This is a genomic window from Rothia sp. SD9660Na, assembly GCF_030064065.1.
Lineage (GTDB): Bacteria > Actinomycetota > Actinomycetes > Actinomycetales > Micrococcaceae > Rothia.
Genome location: NZ_CP125946.1, coordinates 1,381,266 through 1,400,227, shown reverse-complemented (window position 1 = coordinate 1,400,227; position 18,962 = coordinate 1,381,266). Strand labels below are relative to the sequence as shown.

Here is an 18,962-nt window from a genome sequence, read left to right as displayed (position 1 = left end):
CCGGGCTCCTGACCGGGAAGGTACCGTGCTGGCTGCCGGGCTACCTGGCAGCAGAGGCTATGTAGCAACTAGGGACCAGGTTCCTCCCGAAATCCTTGTGGTGCACACATACTATTGGGAGTTTTCTGGTCCCTACTTGGGGTGGGGCAGGTCGGAGCGCACGTGTGCCACAACCGGCCCTTAGCTCACCTCAACCCGGGCCGCAGCCTCGCGCCCGAACAGGTAGAGCACCAGTTCGCCCGGATCGCCGGTCAGCACGGTCGCAACCTGGCCAGTAGGCGGAGCAATCACAGTATGAACAGCGGGGGAGTAGCCCGGCGCTTCCAGCACCAGCCCGTGAGGGTACTTCTTCCCGGCCATCAGGCGAGCACGCGCCCGCAGCACCTTCCACATCTTCTCCTGCACACCCTCAGCCAGCTCGCGCGGGGCAGGCTGCTCGCCGTCAGCGAGTAAGGCGCGGCGGACGTCCTCGGTATGCACAAAATACTCGACCAGGTTCATTGCTTCGTCCAGGCCCGGGAAGCGCCTGCGCATGTGTAGGTAACCCGGCTGCGCCTCAAAATCACGCAGGGCCTTCTCGTAGCGGCGCTGGCCGGTCAGCTCATCGGCGAGCTGGTTGGTGTGACGCTCGGTGCGTGCTTCCAGCGGCCCGCCCACCACGCCAGCTGCCAGCATTGGCTTGGACTCCCGCAGCAGCAGGTGGGCTGCCAGATGGCGGGTTTCCCAGCCCTCGCAGAGGGTGGGGGCGGACGGCCCCGCGTCAGCAAGAGCCTCGAGCAGGGCGGTGCGTTCTGAGGTAACAAGGGCAGAAGAAGTCATACACCCAGTCTAAACCCGAAGCCGGGCCCGGGAGGGCGAGTCGAGGCTGCCCTTGAGTCAGGTTACGGCTTGCAGGAAATATTCAGCGTCCGCCCATCCCGCCTTGACCCGCGGCCGCTAGGCTTTCACCAGAACCCAACCCCTGAAAGGTCGTATGACAGTTTCTACCAAATCTCGCATGACCCCCTTGCTTACCCTGGCTGTTCTAGCTGTGAGCGGTTGCTCATCCTCGTTCCAGGGTTCTTCACGGGAGGAGCTTCCCACCAGGCTGCCTGCCGCACCTGAGCAGGTGCTGCCGGCGTCCGCGCAACAGGGCGTAACAGAGCAGACCCCTATCGCCGAGCTGGCCGACAGTGCCTGGCTCGATGCCACAGCGGATACGACCGATATTCCCCGGCGGGTGCTGGCGGCGTATGCGGGGGCGTCCTTGCGCGTGGCGCAGACCTACCCGGAGTGCAGGTTGGGCTGGAACACCATCGCGGGCATCGGCGCGGTGGAAACCCTGCACGGCACCTACCGGGGTGCCAGCACCGATGGGGACGGCCAGGTAACCCCCAAGATTTTTGGCCCGGCCCTCGACGGGTCCGAAGGGGTGATGGCGATTGAAGACTCCGACGGCGGGCAACTCGATGACGACACCCAGTGGGACCGCGCCGTGGGGCCGCTCCAGTTCATCCCCTCCACCTGGGATTACATCGGGCAGGACGGCAACGCCGACGGCAAGCGCGACCCTCACCAGATCGACGACGCGGCTCTGACCACCGCCGTCTACCTCTGCCAGGGGCAGCGCGACACCAGCACCGACGAGGGCTGGCAGCGCGGAGTGCTGGCCTACAACCGGTCGGTGGTCTACGCCAACCAGGTAGCTCACCACGCAGAAACCTACCGGCAGGTTGCTCCACCTAGCGCAGGCACTAGCCCTACAAGCACCAGCACCAGCCCGTAGCCAGATGGTGAGAGCCGCCCGAGAGCCGCTAGCGCCATCAGCTAGGATGGAAAGGTGAGTACACCAGCACCCAGCGCCACCGAGGGCGCTTCACTGCCCGCCGATATCGCCGCCCGCCTCAAACGCGATGAACACGGCCTATTCGCTGCCATCATCCAGCAGTACGACACCCGCGACGTGCTCATGCTCGGCTGGATGAACGACGAAGCCCTACGCCGTACCCTCACCGAAGGGCGGGTCACCTTCTGGTCCCGCTCCCGCCAGGAATACTGGCGAAAGGGCGACACCAGCGGCCACTACCAGTATGTCAAAAGCGTCAGCATCGACTGCGACGGCGACGCCCTGCTCATCGAGGCAGACCAGGTAGGGGCAGCCTGCCACACCGGCACCACCACCTGCTTCCACGCCGGGGGCGCCCTGCCAGCTGCCACCGGCGTCCGCCCCGAATAGCACCCCAGACACACCACAACCAGAGGACACCATGCACGACTTGGGAATCGTAGAACCGACCCTAGAAGAGTTCCGTGAACTAGCTGCCAGCCGCCGCGTTATTCCCGTGCGCGTCAAAGTTCTCGCAGACGCCATGACCCCCATCGGTATCTACCGTGCCCTGGTTGCCGCCGACGGCGCACCCGCCCCCGGCACCTTCCTGCTGGAGTCAGCCAACGAGCAGAAGCAGTGGTCCCGCTACTCCTTTATCGGTGCCTCAAGCCGCTCAACCCTCACCACCAAGAACGGGCAGATTGTCTGGCAGGGCCTGACCCCTGCCGGTGCTCCCGTCGAGGGCGACCCCGTCGAAGCAATCCGCCAGACCCTGGAGATGCTGCACACCGAGCCCCTCGATAACCTACCCCCGCTCACCAGCGGCCTGGTCGGCTACATGGGCTGGGACGTCGTGCGCCACTGGGAGAAACTACCCGGCGGCCCGGCGGACGACGTCAACCTGCCCGAGTTCGCCCTGAACATCGTCTCAGACATGGCAGTGCACGATAACTCCGACGGCACCGTCACCCTGATTGCCAACGCCATCAACTTCAACGGCACCGACGACAACATCGACGCCGCCTACGCTGATGCGCTCTCCCGCGTCTACGCCATGATGGACAAACTCGCCCAGCCCGCCCCCGAGTCGGTCTCAACCCTCACCGGCACAGCGGACGTCGAGGCGCAGGTCGCCCAGGTCAAGCACACCTGGGCGGAGCAGGGTTTCTTGGACGCCATTGAAAAGTCCAAGAAAAACATCATCGACGGCGACGTCTTCCAGATCGTGATCTCCCGCCGTTTCGAGGCAGAAAACCGCGCCAGTGCCCTGGACGTCTACCGGGTGCTACGCCAGTCCAACCCCTCGCCCTACATGTATCTCTTCAACTTCGAATCCACCGAAGACGGCGAGCCCTTCCAGATTGTCGGTTCTTCCCCCGAAGCCCTGGTCACCCTCAAAAACGGCACCGCCACCACCCACCCCATCGCGGGGTCCCGTCCGCGCGGCGCCACCCGCGAAGAAGATCTGGCTCTGGCCGAAGAGCTGCTTGCCGACGAAAAAGAACGCTCCGAGCACCTCATGCTCATTGACCTGGCCCGCAACGACCTCTCCCGCGTCGCGGTACCCGGTTCCGTCAACGTCACCCAGTTCATGGAAATCGAGCGATTCAGCCACATCATGCACATCTCCTCCGAGGTGCAGGCCCAGCTGGCCGAGGGCATGAACGCCTACGACGTACTGCGCGTAGCCTTCCCCGCAGGCACCCTCTCGGGCGCGCCCAAGCCCCGCGCCATGCAGCTGCTCGACGAGTACGAGGTGAGCGCTCGCGGTGTTTACGGCGGGGTCTGCGGCTACTTCGACTTTGCGGGCAACATGGACATGGCTATTGCCATCCGCACCGCGGTGCTCAAGAGCGGACGCGCCTACGTGCAGGCTGGTGCCGGTATCGTCATGGACTCGGTGCCCGCTTCTGAAGCCCAGGAAACCGTAAATAAGGCAGCAGCGCCCCTGCGTGCGGTGCTTACCGCGTCGGGTCTGGCGCCCCTGTCGACCGAGGTGATTGACTAAATGAGCGAGTCACAGGCCCAGCCTGCTGAGGTTGCTACCGCGCGCCGGGTGCCGGGCTGGGCTAAGCCTGCCCGTGTGATGCTGGGGGCCATGGCGGTTTCTGCCGCCGCCTTCCTCACCACTTTGCCGACCTGGATTCGCGCCGAGGTCAGCACGGTCGTTTCGACCTCCACCCTGGACATTTCGGGGGCGGACGCCGGCCCTACCGTCTCTGCCCTGGCCCTGGTTGCCCTGGTGGCCTCCGTTGCCCTGCGGATTGCCGGTCCTAAGCTCCGGAAGGTGCTGGCCCTCTTGCTGGTGGGTGTAGGGCTAGGTCTGGCAGTAGCTGCATTTGGTGTGAACGCCGACCCACAGGCTGCGTCTATGGCCCAGGTCAGCGCGATGACCGGCACCAACGCCCCGGCTAACTCCTACGCTGTGACCGCCATGCCCCTGCTGGCGACCGTGTGCGGTGTGCTGGTTGCCCTTGCCGGTGTATGGGCCTTTGTTGCTACCTCCCGCTGGAAGACCGGGCGCAAGTACGATCGGTCAGCTGCCCGGGCAGCCCGCGTGGCTTCTGCCGAAGAAACGGACGAAATCGACGCCTGGGACTCCCTGAGCGAGGGTAAGGACCCCACCCTGTAAGAGGGGTAGGACGTCTAAAGCCGCAGACCCGCTGCGATAGCGGGCTGCGGCTTTGCTGTATCTAGAGGGGGTTATAGGCCGAAGGAGCCCTCTAGGCGGCTGCGGGAACCGGGGTGCAGGAGTACCACCTGGCTGATGAACTCATCGCCTGACCAGGTGCTGCGCAGTAGACGTAGGCAGGGCTCGGTGGGGTTGATCTGCAGGTCGGACGCCTGTGAGCTAGTGGGCAGCACCGCTTCAACGGTGTGCGTCCCCCGGGTGATAGGGGAGCACTGCCCCAGATAAAAGTTGGGGGTAATGCTGGTGAAGTCCTGCTCTAGATAGTCGGGTATGGCTACGGCGTTGACGTAGCGTTCTTCGCGCTGGATGGGCAGCCCGTCGTCGTAGTGGACCAGCACGCTGTGGAAGACCCTTTCGCCCAGCTCGGGGGCTAGGCGGCGCTGGGCCTGGGCTGCCGGTATCTCTTCGAGGGTGAGTACTGTACTGCTGTGGGTATGGCCCCGTTCGGCAATCTCATCTGCAATATTGCGCACCTCAAAGAGGGCAGATGAGTTCTTATGTTCGGCAACGAAAGTACCCACTCCACGCGCCCGCACGAGCAGGCCCTCAAGCGTCATCTCGCGGATAGCTCGGTTGACCGTCATGCGGGAGAGACCCAGGGCGTTAGCGAGCTCGTTTTCTGAGGGGATGGTTTCGCCCGCTGCCCAGTGGCCGCTGTTGATCTGCTCGGTGATGATGGTTTTGAGCAGCTGGTAGGCGGGGGTTTTTGCGGCCTTGTGGTCAGCGAACTGCTGGGACAAGTCGGTAATTTTTTCCACGCCTACTCCATTGACAACCAGTTGTATATACAAGAAGATAGGTGTGTGACCCTCTTCATCTTTCCACTGTACCGCCCCGGCGCGGTCAGGCAAAAGTAAAGAACCAGAAGCTGGGCAAAGCAGACCATCATGTACAAAGGAGTAGACATGACCACCAGCGGCCCCCGCCCCGTCCGCGCCCCTCGCGGCTCCGAACTCAACACCCTTGGCTGGCAGCAGGAAGGCGCCCTGCGCATGCTCATGAACAACCTCGACCCCGAGGTAGCCGAGCACCCCGATAACCTGGTGGTCTACGGCGGCACCGGCCGCGCAGCCCGCTCCTGGGAGGCCTTCGACGCCATTATCGCCACCCTCAAGACCCTTAAAAATGACGAGACCATGCTGGTACAGTCCGGCAAGCCCGTGGGCGTCTTCCGCACCAATGAGTGGGCCCCGCGTGTGCTGCTGGCCAACTCCAACCTGGTGGGGGACTGGGCCAACTGGGAGCACTTCCGCAAGCTCGAAGCCGAAGGTCTGATGATGTACGGCCAGATGACCGCTGGCTCCTGGATCTACATCGGCACCCAGGGCATTCTGCAGGGCACCTACGAGACCTTCGGTGCAGTAGCCCGCAAGCGATTTAATGGCACCCTGGCAGGTACCATTACCCTCACCGCAGGCCTGGGCGGCATGGGCGGGGCCCAGCCCCTGGCAGTGACCATGAACGAGGGCGTAGCAATCTGTGTGGACGTTGATGAGTCCCGCGTTGACCGCCGCATCGACCACAAGTACCTAGACATCAAGGCCCGCGATCTCGACCACGCCCTAGAGCTGGCCATCGAGGCCCGCGACGCTAAAAAGCCCCTGTCCATCGGCGTCGTCGGCAACGCTGCCGAGATTTTCCCCGAGCTGCTGCGCCGCAAGGCTCCCATCGACATCGTCACCGACCAGACCAGCGCCCATGACCCGCTCAGCTACCTGCCCACCGAGGTTACCTTTGAGGACTGGAAGGCAGAAGCCGCCCGCGACCCCGAGCTCTTCACCAAGCGTTCCCGTGAGGCTATGGCAGCCCACGTTGAGGCAATGGTTGGCTTTATGGACGCCGGTGCCGAGGTCTTCGACTACGGCAACTCGATTCGCGACGAGGCCCGCAAGGCCGGCTACCAGCGAGCCTTCGACTTCCCCGGCTTTGTGCCCGCCTACATCCGCCCCCTCTTCGAAGAGGGCCTGGGCCCCTTCCGCTGGTGCGCCCTCTCCGGCGACCCCGAGGACATCAAGAAGACCGACCAGGCCATTCTTGAACTCTTCCCCGAGAACGAGCACCTCAAGCGCTGGATCACCATGGCCGGTGAAAAGGTCGCCTACGAGGGTCTGCCCGCCCGTATCTGCTGGCTGGGCTACGGCGAGCGCCACAGGGCAGGTCTCAAGTTCAACGAGATGGTAGCTAGCGGTGAGCTCTCTGCCCCCATCGCCATTGGCCGTGACCACCTGGATTCAGGTTCGGTAGCCTCCCCCTACCGCGAAACCGAGGGCATGAAGGACGGCACCGACGCCGTTGCCGACTGGCCCCTGCTCAACGCCCTGGTCAACACCTCATCGGGTGCTTCCTGGGTCTCCATTCACCACGGTGGCGGCGTAGGTATGGGCCGCTCTATCCATGCGGGCCAGGTCTGCATTGCCGACGGTTCTGAGCTGGCAGCTGCCAAGCTGGAGCGGGTGCTGACCAACGACCCCGGCATGGGCGTGATTCGCCATGCGGACGCCGGCTACGAGTACGCCCAGCAGGTTGCCGCTGAGCGCGGGGTCCGTATTCCCATGCAGGAAAACCGCTAGCCATGACCAGCCGTCTCTTTACCAATATCGGGTCCCTGGTTACTAACGACCCCACTCTGGACCGCGGGCCCCTGGGTGTGCTTGAGAACGCCGCCTTTGTGGTGGAGCAGGGCCGGATTGCCTGGGTTGGCTCTACCAGCCAGGCACCGGCGTCCGACCGCTGCGTTGATCTGGGCGGGCGAGCTGTGCTGCCGGGCTTTGTGGAATCCCACTCCCACCTGGTTTTTGCCGGTGACCGCTCCCACGAGTTTGCTGCCCGCATGGAGGGCAAACCCTACGAGGCCGGTGGCATCCGCACCACCATCGAGGCCACCCGGGCAGCGAGTGCAGCTGAGTTGGAACTCAATACCCGCTTGCTTATGCAGGAGTACGCCCGGGCCGGGGCGACCACGATTGAGGTGAAGACCGGCTACGGCCAGTCGGCTGAGTCTGAGTTGAAGTCGGTGCAGGTTGCCGCTTCCTGTACCGAAGAGGTGACCCTGCTAGCTGCCCACGTGGCTCCGCCGGAGTACCGGGATAAGCACGATGAGTACGTGCAGATGGTGGTTGACACCATGATTCCCGAGTGCGCCCCCTACGCCTCATGGATTGACGTGTTCTGCGAACGCGGGGCTTTTAGCGAGGACGAATCGCGGGCTGTTTTGCAGGCCGGTATGGCTGCCGGTTTGAAGGCGCGCGTGCACGGGAACCAGTTGACCTACGGGGCCGGTGTGCAGCTGGCCGTTGAATTGGGCGCTGCCAGCGTGGATCACGTGGTTTACCTGACGGACGCGGACGTCGACGCCCTGGCTAATAGCTCCACGGTGGCTACCGTGCTGCCCGGGGCAGATTTCTCAACCCGGGGCGCCTACCCCGACGCCCGCCGCCTGCTAGACGCCGGGGCAACGGTGGCCCTGGGTGCTGACTGCAACCCCGGTACCTCCTTCACCACCTCCATCCCCTTCTGCATCGCCCTGGCCGTGCGAGATCTGCACATGAGCCCCGACGAAGCTGTTTGGGCAGCAACAGCCGGGGGAGCGGCAGCCCTGGGGCGCACCGACATCGGTGCCATCACCGTGGGAGCCCGCGCCGACGTCCTCGCCCTGGACGCCCCCAACCACCTGCACCTAGCCTACCGCCCCGGCGTGCCCCTGGTTGCAGGCGTCTGGAAGGACGGGCAAACCGTCGTACACCTGCACGAGGAGGAAAACTAGTGATTCAGGCAATCACCGACCGGCAGGCCCCGACCTGGAGCGGACGCAACGACGGGCCCGGTGCCGAGCACCGCAGGCTCTTCCAGACGGTGCAGCCGCTTGCCAAGGTGACTCAGCGCCCGGACGCGGTCTTCGTCGGCTTTGCCTCCGACGAGGGGGTCCGCCGCAACCAGGGGCGCACCGGCGCAGCAGAAGGCCCCAGCGCCCTGCGCTCAGCCCTGGGAACCCTAGCCCTGGCTCAGGGAACCACCGGTAACCGCCGCACTGACCTGGTCCTGGGCGATGCCGGTGACGTTGTCGTCACCCACCGCGACCTGGTCGGTGGCCACCGCAGGCTATCGGAGGCCGTCACCGCCATCATCGACGCGGGCTCCCTACCGGTGGTCCTCGGCGGCGGGCACGAAGTCGCCTATGGCACCTATAAGGGGCTGGCGGCGTCCGCCCGCAGAAAAAACCACTGGGGGCAGGGAAAACCTGCGCGTATCGGCATCCTGAACCTGGACGCCCACTTCGACCTGCGCCAAGCGGACGAACCCACCAGCGGAACCCCCTTCAGCCAGGCGCTCGCCGACGAAGAATGGGCAGGCACCGAGCTGACCTACGCGGTCGTGGGCATCTCTGAGGCAGCCAACACCCAGGTGCTCTTCGACGCCGCAGACCGCGCCCGCGTGCACTACCTACTCGATGAAGAAACCCACTGGGGCAACCTGCAAGCCATCGACAAGTTCATTGAGGTCTTCACCGCAAATGTTGACCTAATCTACCTGACCCTCGACCTTGATGTGCTGCCGGCAGCCGTTGCCCCCGGCGTCAGCGCTCCGGCCGCCCTCGGGGTTGATGCAGCCATCATCAACCGCATCATGGGTAAGGTCGCCGCCTCGGGTAAGCTCGCCGCCTTCGACGTGGCAGAACTCAACCCCTCCCTCGACATCGACGGACGCACCGCCAAGACCGCCGCCCGCCTGATGCACACCGTCCTGACCCGGCATACGCCTCTGCCGGAGTAAAACTCTATAGGTTCTGCAGGCTCGCGCTCGCTGCCGACCCTCTCGCTGGTTCGCTAGCGCTCACAAGCGATTCACGCCAGCCCCGCAGCCAGCAGCTTCGCTGCCGACCCTGCTTCACCTCATACACTTTCAAAGGAGAAAACCATGACCACCACTGTCACCGTAGGCCTTGGGCCCGTGAGCTTTGCCGACCTGATCGCAGTTGCCCGCCACGGCGCGGCCGTCACCCTCAGCGACGAAGCCCTGGCCGAAATCGAAAAATCTAGCCAGCGTATTCGCGACCTCGCTAACTCCGACACCCCCGTCTACGGCGTCTCCACCGGCTTTGGCGCCCTGGCTAACAAGCACATTCCCCTGGAGATGCGCAAGGCCCTGCAACGCGGCCTGATTCGCTCCCACGCGGCAGGCTCCGGCCCCGAGGTCGAGACCGAGGTCATTCGCGCCCTCATGCTTCTGCGTCTTTCAACCCTGGCAACCGGTCGCACCGGCGTCCGTCCGGTCGTCGCCCAGGCCTACGCCGATATGCTGTCAGCCGGGCTGACCCCGGTAGTGCGCGAGTACGGTTCGCTGGGCTGCTCCGGCGATTTGGCACCCCTGTCCCACTGCGCCCTGGCCATCATTGGCGAGGGCCAGGTGCGGGACGCCGACGGCCAGCTCTACGAGACCGCAGAGGCTTTCGAGAAGTTCGGGCTGACCGCGGTCGAACTGGCTGAAAAGGAGGGCCTGGCCCTCATCAACGGCACCGACGGCATGCTGGGCATGCTGGTCATGGCCCTGACCGACCTGGACGCCCTGGTCAAGCTCGCCGACGTCGCTGCGGCCATGAGCGTTGAGGGGCTTGCCGGTACCGACCGCGTCTTCGCCCCCGAGCTGCACGAGTTGCGACCCCACCCCGGCCAGGGGGCAGCGGCTGCCAACATGAAGAAGGTGCTGGAGGGCTCCGGTATTATCCAGCACCACGCCGAGAACGTGACCACCTACGTGCAGGACGCCTACTCCCTGCGCTGCGCACCCCAGGTTGCCGGTGCTGTGCGCGACACCATCGAGCACGCCCGCACTGTTGCCCTGCGCGAGCTGGCATCGGCGGTCGATAACCCCGTGGTGACCCTGGACGGCCGTGTGGAATCCAACGGTAACTTCCACGGCGCCCCGGTCGCCTATGTGCTGGACTTCCTGGCTATTGCCGTGGCCGATGCTGCCTCTATCTCGGAGCGCCGCACCGACCGCTTCCTCGATGTTGCCCGCAACCGCGGCCTGCCGCCCTTCCTGGCCGACGACCCCGGCGTGGACTCGGGCCACATGATTGCCCAGTACACCCAGGCCGCGATTGTCTCTGAGCTCAAGCGCCTGGCTGTTCCTGCTTCTGCCGACTCCATTCCTTCGTCTGCCATGCAGGAGGACCACGTCTCTATGGGCTGGTCGGCTGCCCGCAAGCTGCGCAAGGCGGTGGACGGGCTCACCCGCGTCCTCGCCATCGAAATCCTGACCGCCGCCCGCGGTATCGACCTGCGCGCCCCGCAGACCCCCGCCCCGGCAACTGCCGCTGTGGTTAGGCGCCTGCGCAAGGATGTCGCTGGCCCCGGCCCCGACCGCTTCCTCTCACCCGAAATCGAGCAGACCGTCGAACTAGTCGCCAACGGTGAACTGCTGGCTGCGGCTGAGAGCGTCACTGGCCGTCTTGCCTAGTTCTTCCGTCTTACGGAAATAAAAAGGCACACGGGTGCCTAAACTGGGCCAAAGAGCCCGCTATCTTCTAAGATAGAGATAAGCACCCGTGTGCTCAGCACCCCATACACCGGCAAGCGCACGCCCACACACTACAAGGAGACTCACATGGCACAGCAGACCGTTGAGATGGTCCCCGACCTGCCCTACAACAACCACGGCAATACCGCCGCCTCATGGGCCATGGTCATCATCATGATTGCCGGCGCAATCATCGGCGCCGTTGGCTTCTGCATCTCAAACACCCCCATCTTCGTTGTCGGTGTCGCCATCATCGCCATCGGCGTTGTCGCCGGTATCGTGCTTCGCTCAGCAGGCTACGGCCAGGGCGGCAAGCACACCAAGTACCATCACTAAAACCTGTACCCACCCGGGTGAGGTTTAGAGAAGGGGCACCCCGCACAGACGCGAGGTGCCCCTTGTGCTCTTCCAGCTACCCCGGTCATTCTTAGACTTGTTCTCACCGGGTGAACCCATCTGGCAAACGCTCAGCCACCTGAGCGATACTAGAGGGGCACGACCAACCCAACCTGCGCCGTCCGCGCACCAGCACCAAGGGGCACCATGACCGTACTTGACGACATCATCGTAGGCGTCCGCGAAGATCTCGAAACCCGCCGCGCCGCCCTGCCACTTGAAGAGCTCAAGAAGCAGGCAGCCGCCCAGGCTCCCGCGCTTGATGCCCTAGCTGCCCTGCGTGGTGCCGAAGCTGGCAGTGTTGAAATCATTTCTGAGGTCAAACGTTCCTCACCGTCTAAGGGCGCCCTCTCCGACATCCCCGACCCCGCCGAACTGGCCGCCGCCTACCAGGCCGGGGGAGCGGCCGCTATTTCGGTGCTGACCGAAGAACGCCGCTTCAAGGGGACCCTGGCTGACTTGGACGCCGTCCGTGCAGCTGTCAGTATCCCAGTTCTGCGCAAGGACTTCACCGTCGACGAGTACCAAATCTGGGAGGCCCGCGCCCACGGTGCCGACCTGGTCCTGCTCATCGTTGCTGCCCTCGATGACGACACCCTGCGCCGCTTCCTCGACCTCACGCATGAGCTGGGTATGAACGCCCTGGTCGAAACCCACACCCCCGAAGAAATCGAACGGGCTGTTGCAGTGGGCGCCCGCATCGTAGGCGTCAACGTGCGCAACCTCAAGACCCTCGAAGTCGATAACGCCAACTTCAGCAAGCTAGCCCCCCTGCTGCCCGCAGACGCCATCATCGTGGCTGAGTCGGGTGTTGCCAGCCCCGAGGACGTCGCCAACTACGCCTCACACGGCGCCAAGGCTGTGCTGGTGGGCGAGGCCCTCGTAAAATCTGGCACCCCCGCCGAGACCCTGCGCGACTTCCGCGCCGCCGGTAGCCAGGCCCGTCAAGCCTGGTTGGCGTCCGCATCAGCCTAACCCCACACCCCACTTACCCAGCACCGCGCCTGCCGTGCCCCGAGAGAGCCGAGCCCAGGCGTCCGCCCCACACCTAAAAACTTTACGACCAGCCCACCGAAGGGAAACCCCATGACTGAAACCCTCGCAGATCAATTCCTGGCCTCGGGCCAGAGCCTCAAAAACGCGCCCGGCCCCTACTTTGGGCAGTACGGCGGGCGCTACATGGCAGAATCCCTGATCGCCGCCATGGATGAGCTCGAAGCCACCTTCAACGAGGCTAAAAACGACCCCGAATTCCTAGCCGAGTTCCGCCGCCTGTCAGCCGAATACTCCAACCGCCCCTCCCTGCTGACCGAGGTGCCCCGCCTCTCGGCAGAAGCCGGGGGAGTGCGCTTCTTCCTCAAGCGGGAAGACCTCAACCACACCGGGTCTCACAAAATTAACAACGTCATCGGCCAGGCCCTGCTGGCCAAGCGTATGGGTAAGACCCGCCTCATTGCCGAAACCGGTGCAGGCCAGCACGGCGTTGCTACCGCCACCGCCGCCGCCCTCTTCGGCATGGAATGCGTGGTCTACATGGGCGAAGAAGACACCGAACGTCAGGCCCTGAACGTCGCCCGCATGCAGCTACTGGGTGCCACCGTCATTGCCGTGCAGACCGGTTCCCGCACCCTCAAAGACGCCATCAACGAGGCCCTGCGCGACTGGGTCTCCAATGTCGACACCACCCACTACCTGCTGGGAACTGCAGCCGGCGCCCACCCCTTCCCCGCCATGGTGCGCTACTTCCACGACGCCATCGGCACCGAAGCCCGCGAACAGTTCCTTGAAGCAACAGGCACCCTACCTACCGGCATCGCAGCCTGCGTCGGCGGTGGCTCCAACGCCATCGGCCTCTTCCACGCCTTCCTCGACGACGCCGACGTCAAAATCTACGGCTTCGAAGCCGGCGGCGACGGAATCGATACCGACCGCCACGCCGCCACCATCTCCCTGGGCCGCCCCGGCATGCTCCACGGCGCCATCACCTACCTCATGCAGGACGAGGACGGCCAAACCATCGAGTCCCACTCCATCTCAGCGGGCCTCGACTACCCCGGCGTCGGCCCCGAACACGCCTACCTCTCAGACATCGGCCGCGTCGACTACCAGGCTGTCACCGACACCGAAGCCATGGACGCCCTGCGTCTGCTCTGCCGCACCGAAGGTATCATCCCCGCCCTCGAATCGGCTCATGCGCTGGCAGGTGCCCTGCGCGTTGCCCGTCAGTGGGCGGCAGAAGACCCCGCCACCGCGCACGAAAAGTCCATGATTGTCTGCCTCTCCGGACGAGGAGATAAGGACATGGAAACCGCTCTCAAGTGGTTTGGCCTGGGCAAGGCCATTCCCTCCACCAGCTTGAACGTGGGCAACAAGGAAGCGGCGGCAGAGACCACCGCACAGAACGACAAGGCTATGCGGAACGAAAGCAAGGGTGCCTAATGAGCCACATCGATTTTCAGGACGAAACCCGCTACTCCGCGCGCAAGGGTAGCTTCCCTGCCCCCAACCCCAACTCCAAGCTGGCAGCCTGCCTCGCCGAGTGTAAGGCTGAGGGGCGCGCTGCCCTCATCGGCTACCTGCCGGTGGGCTACCCCAGCGTGGACGAGTCTATCGAGGCTGCCATCGAGATGGGCAAGAACGGGGTCGATATTATCGAACTCGGCCTGCCCTACTCGGACCCGGTCATGGACGGCCCCGTAATTCAGCGGGCCACCGTTGAGGCCATTGAGAAGGGCTTCCGCACCGACGATCTCTTCCACGCTGTGCGCGAGATTACCGCCGCCACCGATGCTGTGGTACTGGTGATGACCTACTGGAACCCCGTGCTGCGCCGCGGCGTCGACCGCTTCGCAGAGGAACTTGCCGCTGCCGGTGGCGCCGGTCTGATTACCCCCGACCTGGTACCCGATGAGGCCGCCGACTGGTTTGAGGCCTCCGAAAAGCACGGCCTGGACCGTATCTTCCTGGCAGCTATCTCATCTAGCCCCGAGCGTCTAGCCCTGATTTCGCAGGCATCAAGTGGCTTTGTCTACGCTGTCTCTGTCATGGGCGTAACCGGTGCCCGCTCGTCGGTGAACACCGCCGCAGAGACCCTGGTATCTGACCTGCGCGCCGCCGGTGCCCCCGCTGCCTGCGTGGGGCTGGGCGTTTCAAAGCGCGAGCACGTTGAAGAAATCGGTGCCTACGCCGACGGCGTCATCGTGGGTACCGCCCTGGTGAAGGCTCTGGCTGAGGGCGGCCCGTCCGCCGTTGGTGCCCTAACCCGCCAGCTGGCTGGCCGCGAGTAGGGTAGGGGCTGTGACTTCAACTGTTCTTGCATCTATCCCCTCGCCGTCGATTTCGACCATTGAGCTTGGCCCCCTGACTATCCACTTCTATGCCCTCTGTATTTTGGCGGGCATCGCGGTGTGCATGTGGCTCACCGGCCGCCGCTGGGCCGCCTGGGGCGAAGACCCCGAACGTGTCTGGGACGTTGCCATGTGGGCCATTCCCTCCGGCATTATCGGTGCCCGCCTCTACCACGTGCTGATTACCGACCCCGGCTCTTACTTCGGTGAGGGTGCTGACCCGCTTGATGTCTTCAAGATTTGGGAGGGCGGTATCGGCATCATGGGCGCGATTTCGGTTGGTGGCCTGGGCGCCTGGTACGCCTGCCGCCGCTACGGGATTTCGCTGGCTAAGTTTGCGGACGCCGCCGCCCCCGGCATCATGATCGCCCAGGCTATGGGCCGCTGGGGCAACTGGTTTAACCAGGAGCTCTTTGGTAAGCCCACCACCCTGCCCTGGGGCCTGGAAATTTCGGCCACCTCGCCCAACTTCCCTGACCAGTACCCGGCGGGCACGCTCTTTCACCCGACTTTTCTCTATGAGTCCCTGTGGAACTTACTCGGCGCGGCCCTGCTGATTGCCCTGGGCAGCCGCGGTATCTTCCAGCTGGGCCAGACCTTCTGGGCCTATGTTGTCTGGTACGGTTTTGGCCGTCTCATGATTGAGACTTTCTTGCGCATCGATACCGCTGAGATGCTGCTGGGGGTTCGTATTCACGTGTGGACTTCTGGTTCTATCTTCTTGCTGGGTATCGTCATGTTCGCGCTGATGGGGCTACGAGCGCGCAGACGCGGCGAGCTGCCCGGTGCCTATATGGAAGGGGGTCTCGAGTCTAACGAGGACGAGCCTAGCGCGGACGAGCCCGCCCCGGCGTCCGTCCGCTCCGGCAACTAACGTAGGTACCCGAGCCTAGCGCCCTCCACGAAGCTAATCCGCACTTATTCTGAATAGTCCGCAACTAGTTGCGGGTACATCAGAATAAGTACGGATTACTTTTCGCCCCGAGCCAGTACAAGATTGATATGTCTACTTACTAAATGGTAGGGTAGAGGTAGTCAGTTTCACAGAGGGGGTAATCATGAAGTATTCATCTTTCCCAAATCTCACAACGGTTCCGGCGTATCTACTGTCTTCTGCCCTGTATGCGCTGGCAGGTTACGGGCTGCTTGCCTCGCTAGGAACAGTTTTTCCTTCGCAATTTTTCCAGCCTGGGCTAACGGTTTTGTTCGGAGCCTGGTGTGGTGGCGCGCTGGCGTTCTTGGCTCTACACCACCAGGTCAAAGCTGAGCGTGAACAAGCCGAGGGCGCACAGCGCCGTGGAAACTTCGACTCCTGGCTGCCGGGTAACCCTGTTGAAGCTGTGATGGCACTTCTTGTATATGGTTGTGCTGTCAATGGTGCTGTGTATGTAATTGGGTTAGTAACTGGCGCAGATTTCACCTGGGTCACGGCGCTCATGGGGCTAGTGGCAGCGCTTCCACTCGCCGCTACTGGTTTTAACCGAAACCTAGCTCGCGATGGTAACACCTAATCCGGGCTCCTGATCCGCACTTATTCTGAATAGTCCGCAACTAGTTGCGGGTACATCAGAATAAGTGCGGATTACTTTTCTCCACGGGCCAGTCTGGTCAGCAGGGCGGACGCGCGGTGGGCCCGCATACTCACCAGCGATGAGTTCGTAGAGTCACTGGGCTTCTGCATCGAAGCGTAGAGATAGTAGCCCGCTAGCGCGACGACATTGGCCTTCAAAAACTCAAGCGGAGGGCGCCCGGACGCCGGGACCAGCTCTCTCACCTCGGTGAGGCTCAGACTAGGGTCGGCAATCAGGGCGTCCGTCGCTACAGAAGCGACGTCATAGTGGGGATTGCCCACCGTTGCCCAGGGCCAGTCAATCAAAACGGCCTCGCCGGTGAGGCGAATCAGAATGTTGTCGCCCCGCAAATCGGTATGCACATAGGAGCTCCCCGCCAGGTGGGCAACCAGGTGCTTGTCTACAAAGGCGGCAAACTCAGCGGCCTTCTGGTTGATCAAGGGCAGTAGCTGCACTAGCTGCTGGTAGGAATCAGTGGCCTGAACATAGACCAGGTGCTCCAGAGTCACACCCCGAGCGAGTTTGTGCCAGAAGATGAGTTCTTCGGTCAGGTCAGCTTCGATGGCCGGCAGGTTGAGGCTTGGGTCAACCGGAACCTGGCTCATGCTCTCTAAAGCCCGAAAAACAGCGGCCAGTTCCTCTCTTCGCCAGGGGTATTCTGGGTGCCGCCCCTCGATATCTTCCAGAAGCAGGGCAACCCAGGCTGTGCCGTCCGCCCCTGAAAAATCACGGGTGGCGAGGACGGCCGGGGTCGGGGTGTTGCTGGGGAAGGAGGCGGTGATGCGGCCCTCCTGCCGGTGCAGGTCAGCTGTTTGTGGGTGAAGATTGGCGTCAACAGCCTTAAGGAAAGCCCTGCGCCCTGTGCGGGTGACCAGGCGGTCTGCGGTGCCCAGGCTGAACCCACCGCTTTGCGACTCGGCCCCGACTACGGCGTCACCCAGCTCTTCTTCCACCCAGGCCTGCACGGAATGAGGGAGGTCTGCCCAGGTAGCACGCTGGGTGCGGGGCTTTTCGGAGGGCATCTGATCACTCATGGCTCTAGCTTAGTACATTTCTTTTTTGGGGGTAATAGATTATTGCCGAACTAGAGCCCTTAGGGGTAAAAGCGCCGTAACAGAGTAGAAAAAATATCCAACCCCTGGCGCCTGGATACTCCCAGAATTTAGGCTTTAAGTGAGCCACAACACTCAATCTGCTGTATTTCTAAGGAGCTCTCGCATGGCCACCATGAAAGCTGTTGTTGTTTCTGACCGTCTTGATGGAACCGTGGATATCAAAGATGTGCCCGTACCCGAGGTGGGTCACGGTCAGGTGCTTGCCAAGATTGAATACTCAGGTATCTGCCATACCGACCTGCATGTAGCAGCCAGCGACTTTGGCGAAAAGCCCGGTCGTATTCTGGGTCATGAGGGTGTAGGTGTCATCACTGAAGTTGGCCCCGGCGTAGACCATCTCAAGGTGGGTGACCGCGTCTGTGTTCCCTGGTTCTTTAAGGGCTGCGGTCACTGCGAATACTGCACGGACGGCCGTGAAACCTTCTGCCGTTCCGTCATCAATGCGGGCTACACGGCAGACGGTGGCATGAGTGAATACACCCTGCTCTACGCTGACTACACCGTCAAGGTTCCCGATGCTCTCGACCCGGTTGAGGCAACCTCCATCACCTGCGCCGGTGTGACCACCTATAAGGCCGTGAAGGAATCAGGCGTCCGTCCGGGTCAATGGATTGTCTGCTTTGGTGCAGGCGGCCTGGGCAACCTCTCTGTGCAGTACGCCAAGAACGTCTTCGGGGCCCAGGTTATTGCGGTTGACCTTAATGAAGACAAGCTGCTGCTGGCAAAGGATAGCGGGGCAGATGTGGTCATTAATGCTAAGAATGTCGAAGATGTCGTGGAAGAAATCAAGAACACCACAGGCGGGGCTGGTGCCCATGTTGCGGTGGTCACCGCGGTAGCTAAGGCTGCCTTTAATCAGGCTGTTGATTCCGTCCGCGCCGGTGGCACCGTGGTTGCTGTTGGCCTGCCCACCGAGTCTATGGATCTCAACATCCCCCGCCTGGTGCTAGATGGCATCAAGGTGCAGGGCTCTTTGGTGGGAACCCGTCAAGACCTGGCAGAAGCTTTTGAATTCGGTGCCCAGGGTCGTGTTAAGCCCGTGGTCCAGCTCCGCCCGGTCGAAGATGCCCAGGCTATCTTTGATGAAATGCATGCCGGTTTGATCAACGGGCGCATGGTGCTCGACTTTACCGGCGCCACCCGCTAACTTGCCTATCTGGTCAGTGGGGTTCTGGGATGTTCCAGGGCCCCACTTGTCTATCCCCTATATGAAATAACTGTCTCATTTTGCGAGATTTAAAGTTTCAAGTCTGTTTCAATTAACCACTCTCGCGTAACAATAAACCCTGCATAATTACGAAAATTATTCATGTTCTAATTCGGTTTCCCCTAGGCTGCACAGGGTAAAGATCAAGCAAAAGGCGCTATCTAGTAGGGGAGGGGCTCCGAACCACCGCGTGGAATCTACGGGCACCTGTTGAATCTTTACACGCAGGGGCGTATAAATTTACACATACGTAACGAAGTCTCTAGAGACTGATGGACGATTACTCTCGCACCTACCCGAATGCGAGGCGA

At 62.8% G+C, this 18,962-nt stretch carries 18 protein-coding genes; 15 read left to right on the top strand and 3 right to left on the bottom strand.

The window, feature by feature from the left end; all coding sequences use genetic code 11:
* Window positions 1–180: 180 nt before the first annotated feature.
* A complete protein-coding gene (locus QM007_RS06735; protein WP_283489261.1) occupies window positions 181–819 on the bottom strand; it encodes a TIGR03085 family metal-binding protein in 639 nt (212 codons plus the stop codon).
* Between the two features lie 178 nt (window positions 820–997).
* On the opposite strand from QM007_RS06735, the gene QM007_RS06730 reads away from it, so the two are divergent.
* Genes QM007_RS06730 through QM007_RS06715 form a run of 4 tightly spaced genes read left to right on the top strand, consistent with a single transcriptional unit; the run spans window position 998 to window position 4,439 of the window.
* The gene (locus QM007_RS06730; protein ID WP_283489260.1) at window positions 998–1,765 is read left to right on the top strand and encodes a lytic transglycosylase domain-containing protein; all 768 of its coding nucleotides are present in this window, start codon (window positions 998–1,000) and stop codon (window positions 1,763–1,765) included.
* Window positions 1,766–1,819: 54 nt separating this feature from the next.
* The gene (hisI, locus tag QM007_RS06725) at window positions 1,820–2,215 is read left to right on the top strand and encodes a phosphoribosyl-AMP cyclohydrolase (protein ID WP_283489259.1); all 396 of its coding nucleotides are present in this window, start codon (window positions 1,820–1,822) and stop codon (window positions 2,213–2,215) included.
* A 31-nt stretch (window positions 2,216–2,246) separates the two neighbouring features.
* Window positions 2,247–3,815, top strand: a complete 1,569-nt coding sequence (locus QM007_RS06720) for an anthranilate synthase component I (protein ID WP_283489258.1) — start codon at window positions 2,247–2,249, stop codon at window positions 3,813–3,815.
* Complete coding sequence (locus tag QM007_RS06715; protein WP_283489257.1) at window positions 3,816–4,439, top strand: Trp biosynthesis-associated membrane protein; 624 nt, start codon at window positions 3,816–3,818, stop codon at window positions 4,437–4,439.
* 71 nt (window positions 4,440–4,510) lie between these two features.
* Here the strand turns inward: QM007_RS06715 and hutC are convergent, their stop codons facing one another.
* Window positions 4,511–5,257, bottom strand: a complete 747-nt coding sequence (gene hutC, locus QM007_RS06710; RefSeq protein WP_283489256.1) for a histidine utilization transcriptional repressor HutC — start codon at window positions 5,255–5,257, stop codon at window positions 4,511–4,513.
* A gap of 147 nt (window positions 5,258–5,404) precedes the next feature.
* On the opposite strand from hutC, the gene hutU reads away from it, so the two are divergent.
* From hutU to QM007_RS06660, 10 genes are all read left to right on the top strand, one after another.
* On the top strand, window positions 5,405–7,069 hold the full coding sequence (gene hutU / locus QM007_RS06705; protein WP_283489255.1) for a urocanate hydratase: 1,665 nt from the start codon (window positions 5,405–5,407) through the stop codon (window positions 7,067–7,069).
* A 2-nt stretch (window positions 7,070–7,071) separates the two neighbouring features.
* The gene (gene hutI / locus QM007_RS06700; protein ID WP_283489254.1) at window positions 7,072–8,262 is read left to right on the top strand and encodes an imidazolonepropionase; all 1,191 of its coding nucleotides are present in this window, start codon (window positions 7,072–7,074) and stop codon (window positions 8,260–8,262) included.
* Window positions 8,262–9,269 carry a formimidoylglutamase gene (gene hutG / locus QM007_RS06695; protein WP_283489253.1) on the top strand — a complete coding sequence of 336 codons (1,008 nt, stop codon included), beginning with the start codon at window positions 8,262–8,264 and terminating at the stop codon, window positions 9,267–9,269. Before hutI ends, hutG begins: the two co-directional genes overlap by 1 nt.
* Before the next feature lie 144 nt (window positions 9,270–9,413).
* A complete protein-coding gene (gene hutH / locus QM007_RS06690; protein WP_283489252.1) occupies window positions 9,414–10,955 on the top strand; it encodes a histidine ammonia-lyase in 1,542 nt (513 codons plus the stop codon).
* Window positions 10,956–11,102: 147 nt separating this feature from the next.
* On the top strand, window positions 11,103–11,351 hold the full coding sequence (locus QM007_RS06685; RefSeq protein ID WP_283489251.1) for an HGxxPAAW family protein: 249 nt from the start codon (window positions 11,103–11,105) through the stop codon (window positions 11,349–11,351).
* A 207-nt stretch (window positions 11,352–11,558) separates the two neighbouring features.
* A complete protein-coding gene (gene trpC, locus QM007_RS06680; RefSeq protein WP_283489250.1) occupies window positions 11,559–12,386 on the top strand; it encodes an indole-3-glycerol phosphate synthase TrpC in 828 nt (275 codons plus the stop codon).
* A 111-nt stretch (window positions 12,387–12,497) separates the two neighbouring features.
* Window positions 12,498–13,850 (top strand): tryptophan synthase subunit beta, encoded by a 1,353-nt coding sequence (trpB, locus tag QM007_RS06675; protein WP_283489249.1) that lies wholly within the window; start codon window positions 12,498–12,500, stop codon window positions 13,848–13,850.
* Entirely contained in the window at window positions 13,850–14,698 is an 849-nt protein-coding gene (gene trpA / locus QM007_RS06670) for a tryptophan synthase subunit alpha (protein WP_283489248.1), read from the top strand. The genes trpB and trpA overlap by 1 nt, the downstream gene beginning before the upstream one ends.
* A 10-nt stretch (window positions 14,699–14,708) precedes the next feature.
* Window positions 14,709–15,632: a prolipoprotein diacylglyceryl transferase gene (lgt, locus tag QM007_RS06665; RefSeq protein ID WP_283489247.1), complete on the top strand. Its 924-nt coding sequence runs from the start codon at window positions 14,709–14,711 to the stop codon at window positions 15,630–15,632.
* A 184-nt stretch (window positions 15,633–15,816) separates the two neighbouring features.
* Window positions 15,817–16,269 (top strand): hypothetical protein, encoded by a 453-nt coding sequence (locus QM007_RS06660; protein WP_283489246.1) that lies wholly within the window; start codon window positions 15,817–15,819, stop codon window positions 16,267–16,269.
* 71 nt (window positions 16,270–16,340) lie between these two features.
* Here the strand turns inward: QM007_RS06660 and QM007_RS06655 are convergent, their stop codons facing one another.
* Complete coding sequence (locus tag QM007_RS06655) at window positions 16,341–17,363, bottom strand: aminoglycoside phosphotransferase family protein (RefSeq protein WP_283489245.1); 1,023 nt, start codon at window positions 17,361–17,363, stop codon at window positions 16,341–16,343.
* A 184-nt stretch (window positions 17,364–17,547) separates the two neighbouring features.
* Here QM007_RS06655 and adhP point away from each other — a divergent pair, with 184 nt between their 5' ends.
* The gene (adhP, locus tag QM007_RS06650) at window positions 17,548–18,591 is read left to right on the top strand and encodes an alcohol dehydrogenase AdhP (RefSeq protein ID WP_237206879.1); all 1,044 of its coding nucleotides are present in this window, start codon (window positions 17,548–17,550) and stop codon (window positions 18,589–18,591) included.
* Window positions 18,592–18,962 lie beyond the last annotated feature (371 nt).

Excerpts from the sequence above, each read along its gene's own strand:
- QM007_RS06735 (WP_283489261.1), bottom strand. The coding sequence starts at position 819 with ATGACTTCTTCTGCCCTTGTTACCTCAGAACGCACCGCCCTGCTCGAG.
- QM007_RS06730 (WP_283489260.1), top strand. The coding sequence starts at position 998 with ATGACCCCCTTGCTTACCCTGGCTGTTCTAGCTGTGAGCGGTTGCTCA.
- QM007_RS06720 (WP_283489258.1), top strand. The coding sequence starts at position 2,247 with ATGCACGACTTGGGAATCGTAGAACCGACCCTAGAAGAGTTCCGTGAA.
- QM007_RS06715 (WP_283489257.1), top strand. The coding sequence starts at position 3,816 with ATGAGCGAGTCACAGGCCCAGCCTGCTGAGGTTGCTACCGCGCGCCGG.
- hutU (WP_283489255.1), top strand. The coding sequence starts at position 5,405 with ATGACCACCAGCGGCCCCCGCCCCGTCCGCGCCCCTCGCGGCTCCGAA.
- hutI (WP_283489254.1), top strand. The coding sequence starts at position 7,072 with ATGACCAGCCGTCTCTTTACCAATATCGGGTCCCTGGTTACTAACGAC.
- hutH (WP_283489252.1), top strand. The coding sequence starts at position 9,414 with ATGACCACCACTGTCACCGTAGGCCTTGGGCCCGTGAGCTTTGCCGAC.
- QM007_RS06685 (WP_283489251.1), top strand. The coding sequence starts at position 11,103 with ATGGCACAGCAGACCGTTGAGATGGTCCCCGACCTGCCCTACAACAAC.
- trpC (WP_283489250.1), top strand. The coding sequence starts at position 11,559 with ATGACCGTACTTGACGACATCATCGTAGGCGTCCGCGAAGATCTCGAA.
- trpB (WP_283489249.1), top strand. The coding sequence starts at position 12,498 with ATGACTGAAACCCTCGCAGATCAATTCCTGGCCTCGGGCCAGAGCCTC.
- trpA (WP_283489248.1), top strand. The coding sequence starts at position 13,850 with ATGAGCCACATCGATTTTCAGGACGAAACCCGCTACTCCGCGCGCAAG.
- QM007_RS06660 (WP_283489246.1), top strand. The coding sequence starts at position 15,817 with ATGAAGTATTCATCTTTCCCAAATCTCACAACGGTTCCGGCGTATCTA.
- QM007_RS06655 (WP_283489245.1), bottom strand. The coding sequence starts at position 17,363 with ATGAGTGATCAGATGCCCTCCGAAAAGCCCCGCACCCAGCGTGCTACC.
- adhP (WP_237206879.1), top strand. The coding sequence starts at position 17,548 with ATGGCCACCATGAAAGCTGTTGTTGTTTCTGACCGTCTTGATGGAACC.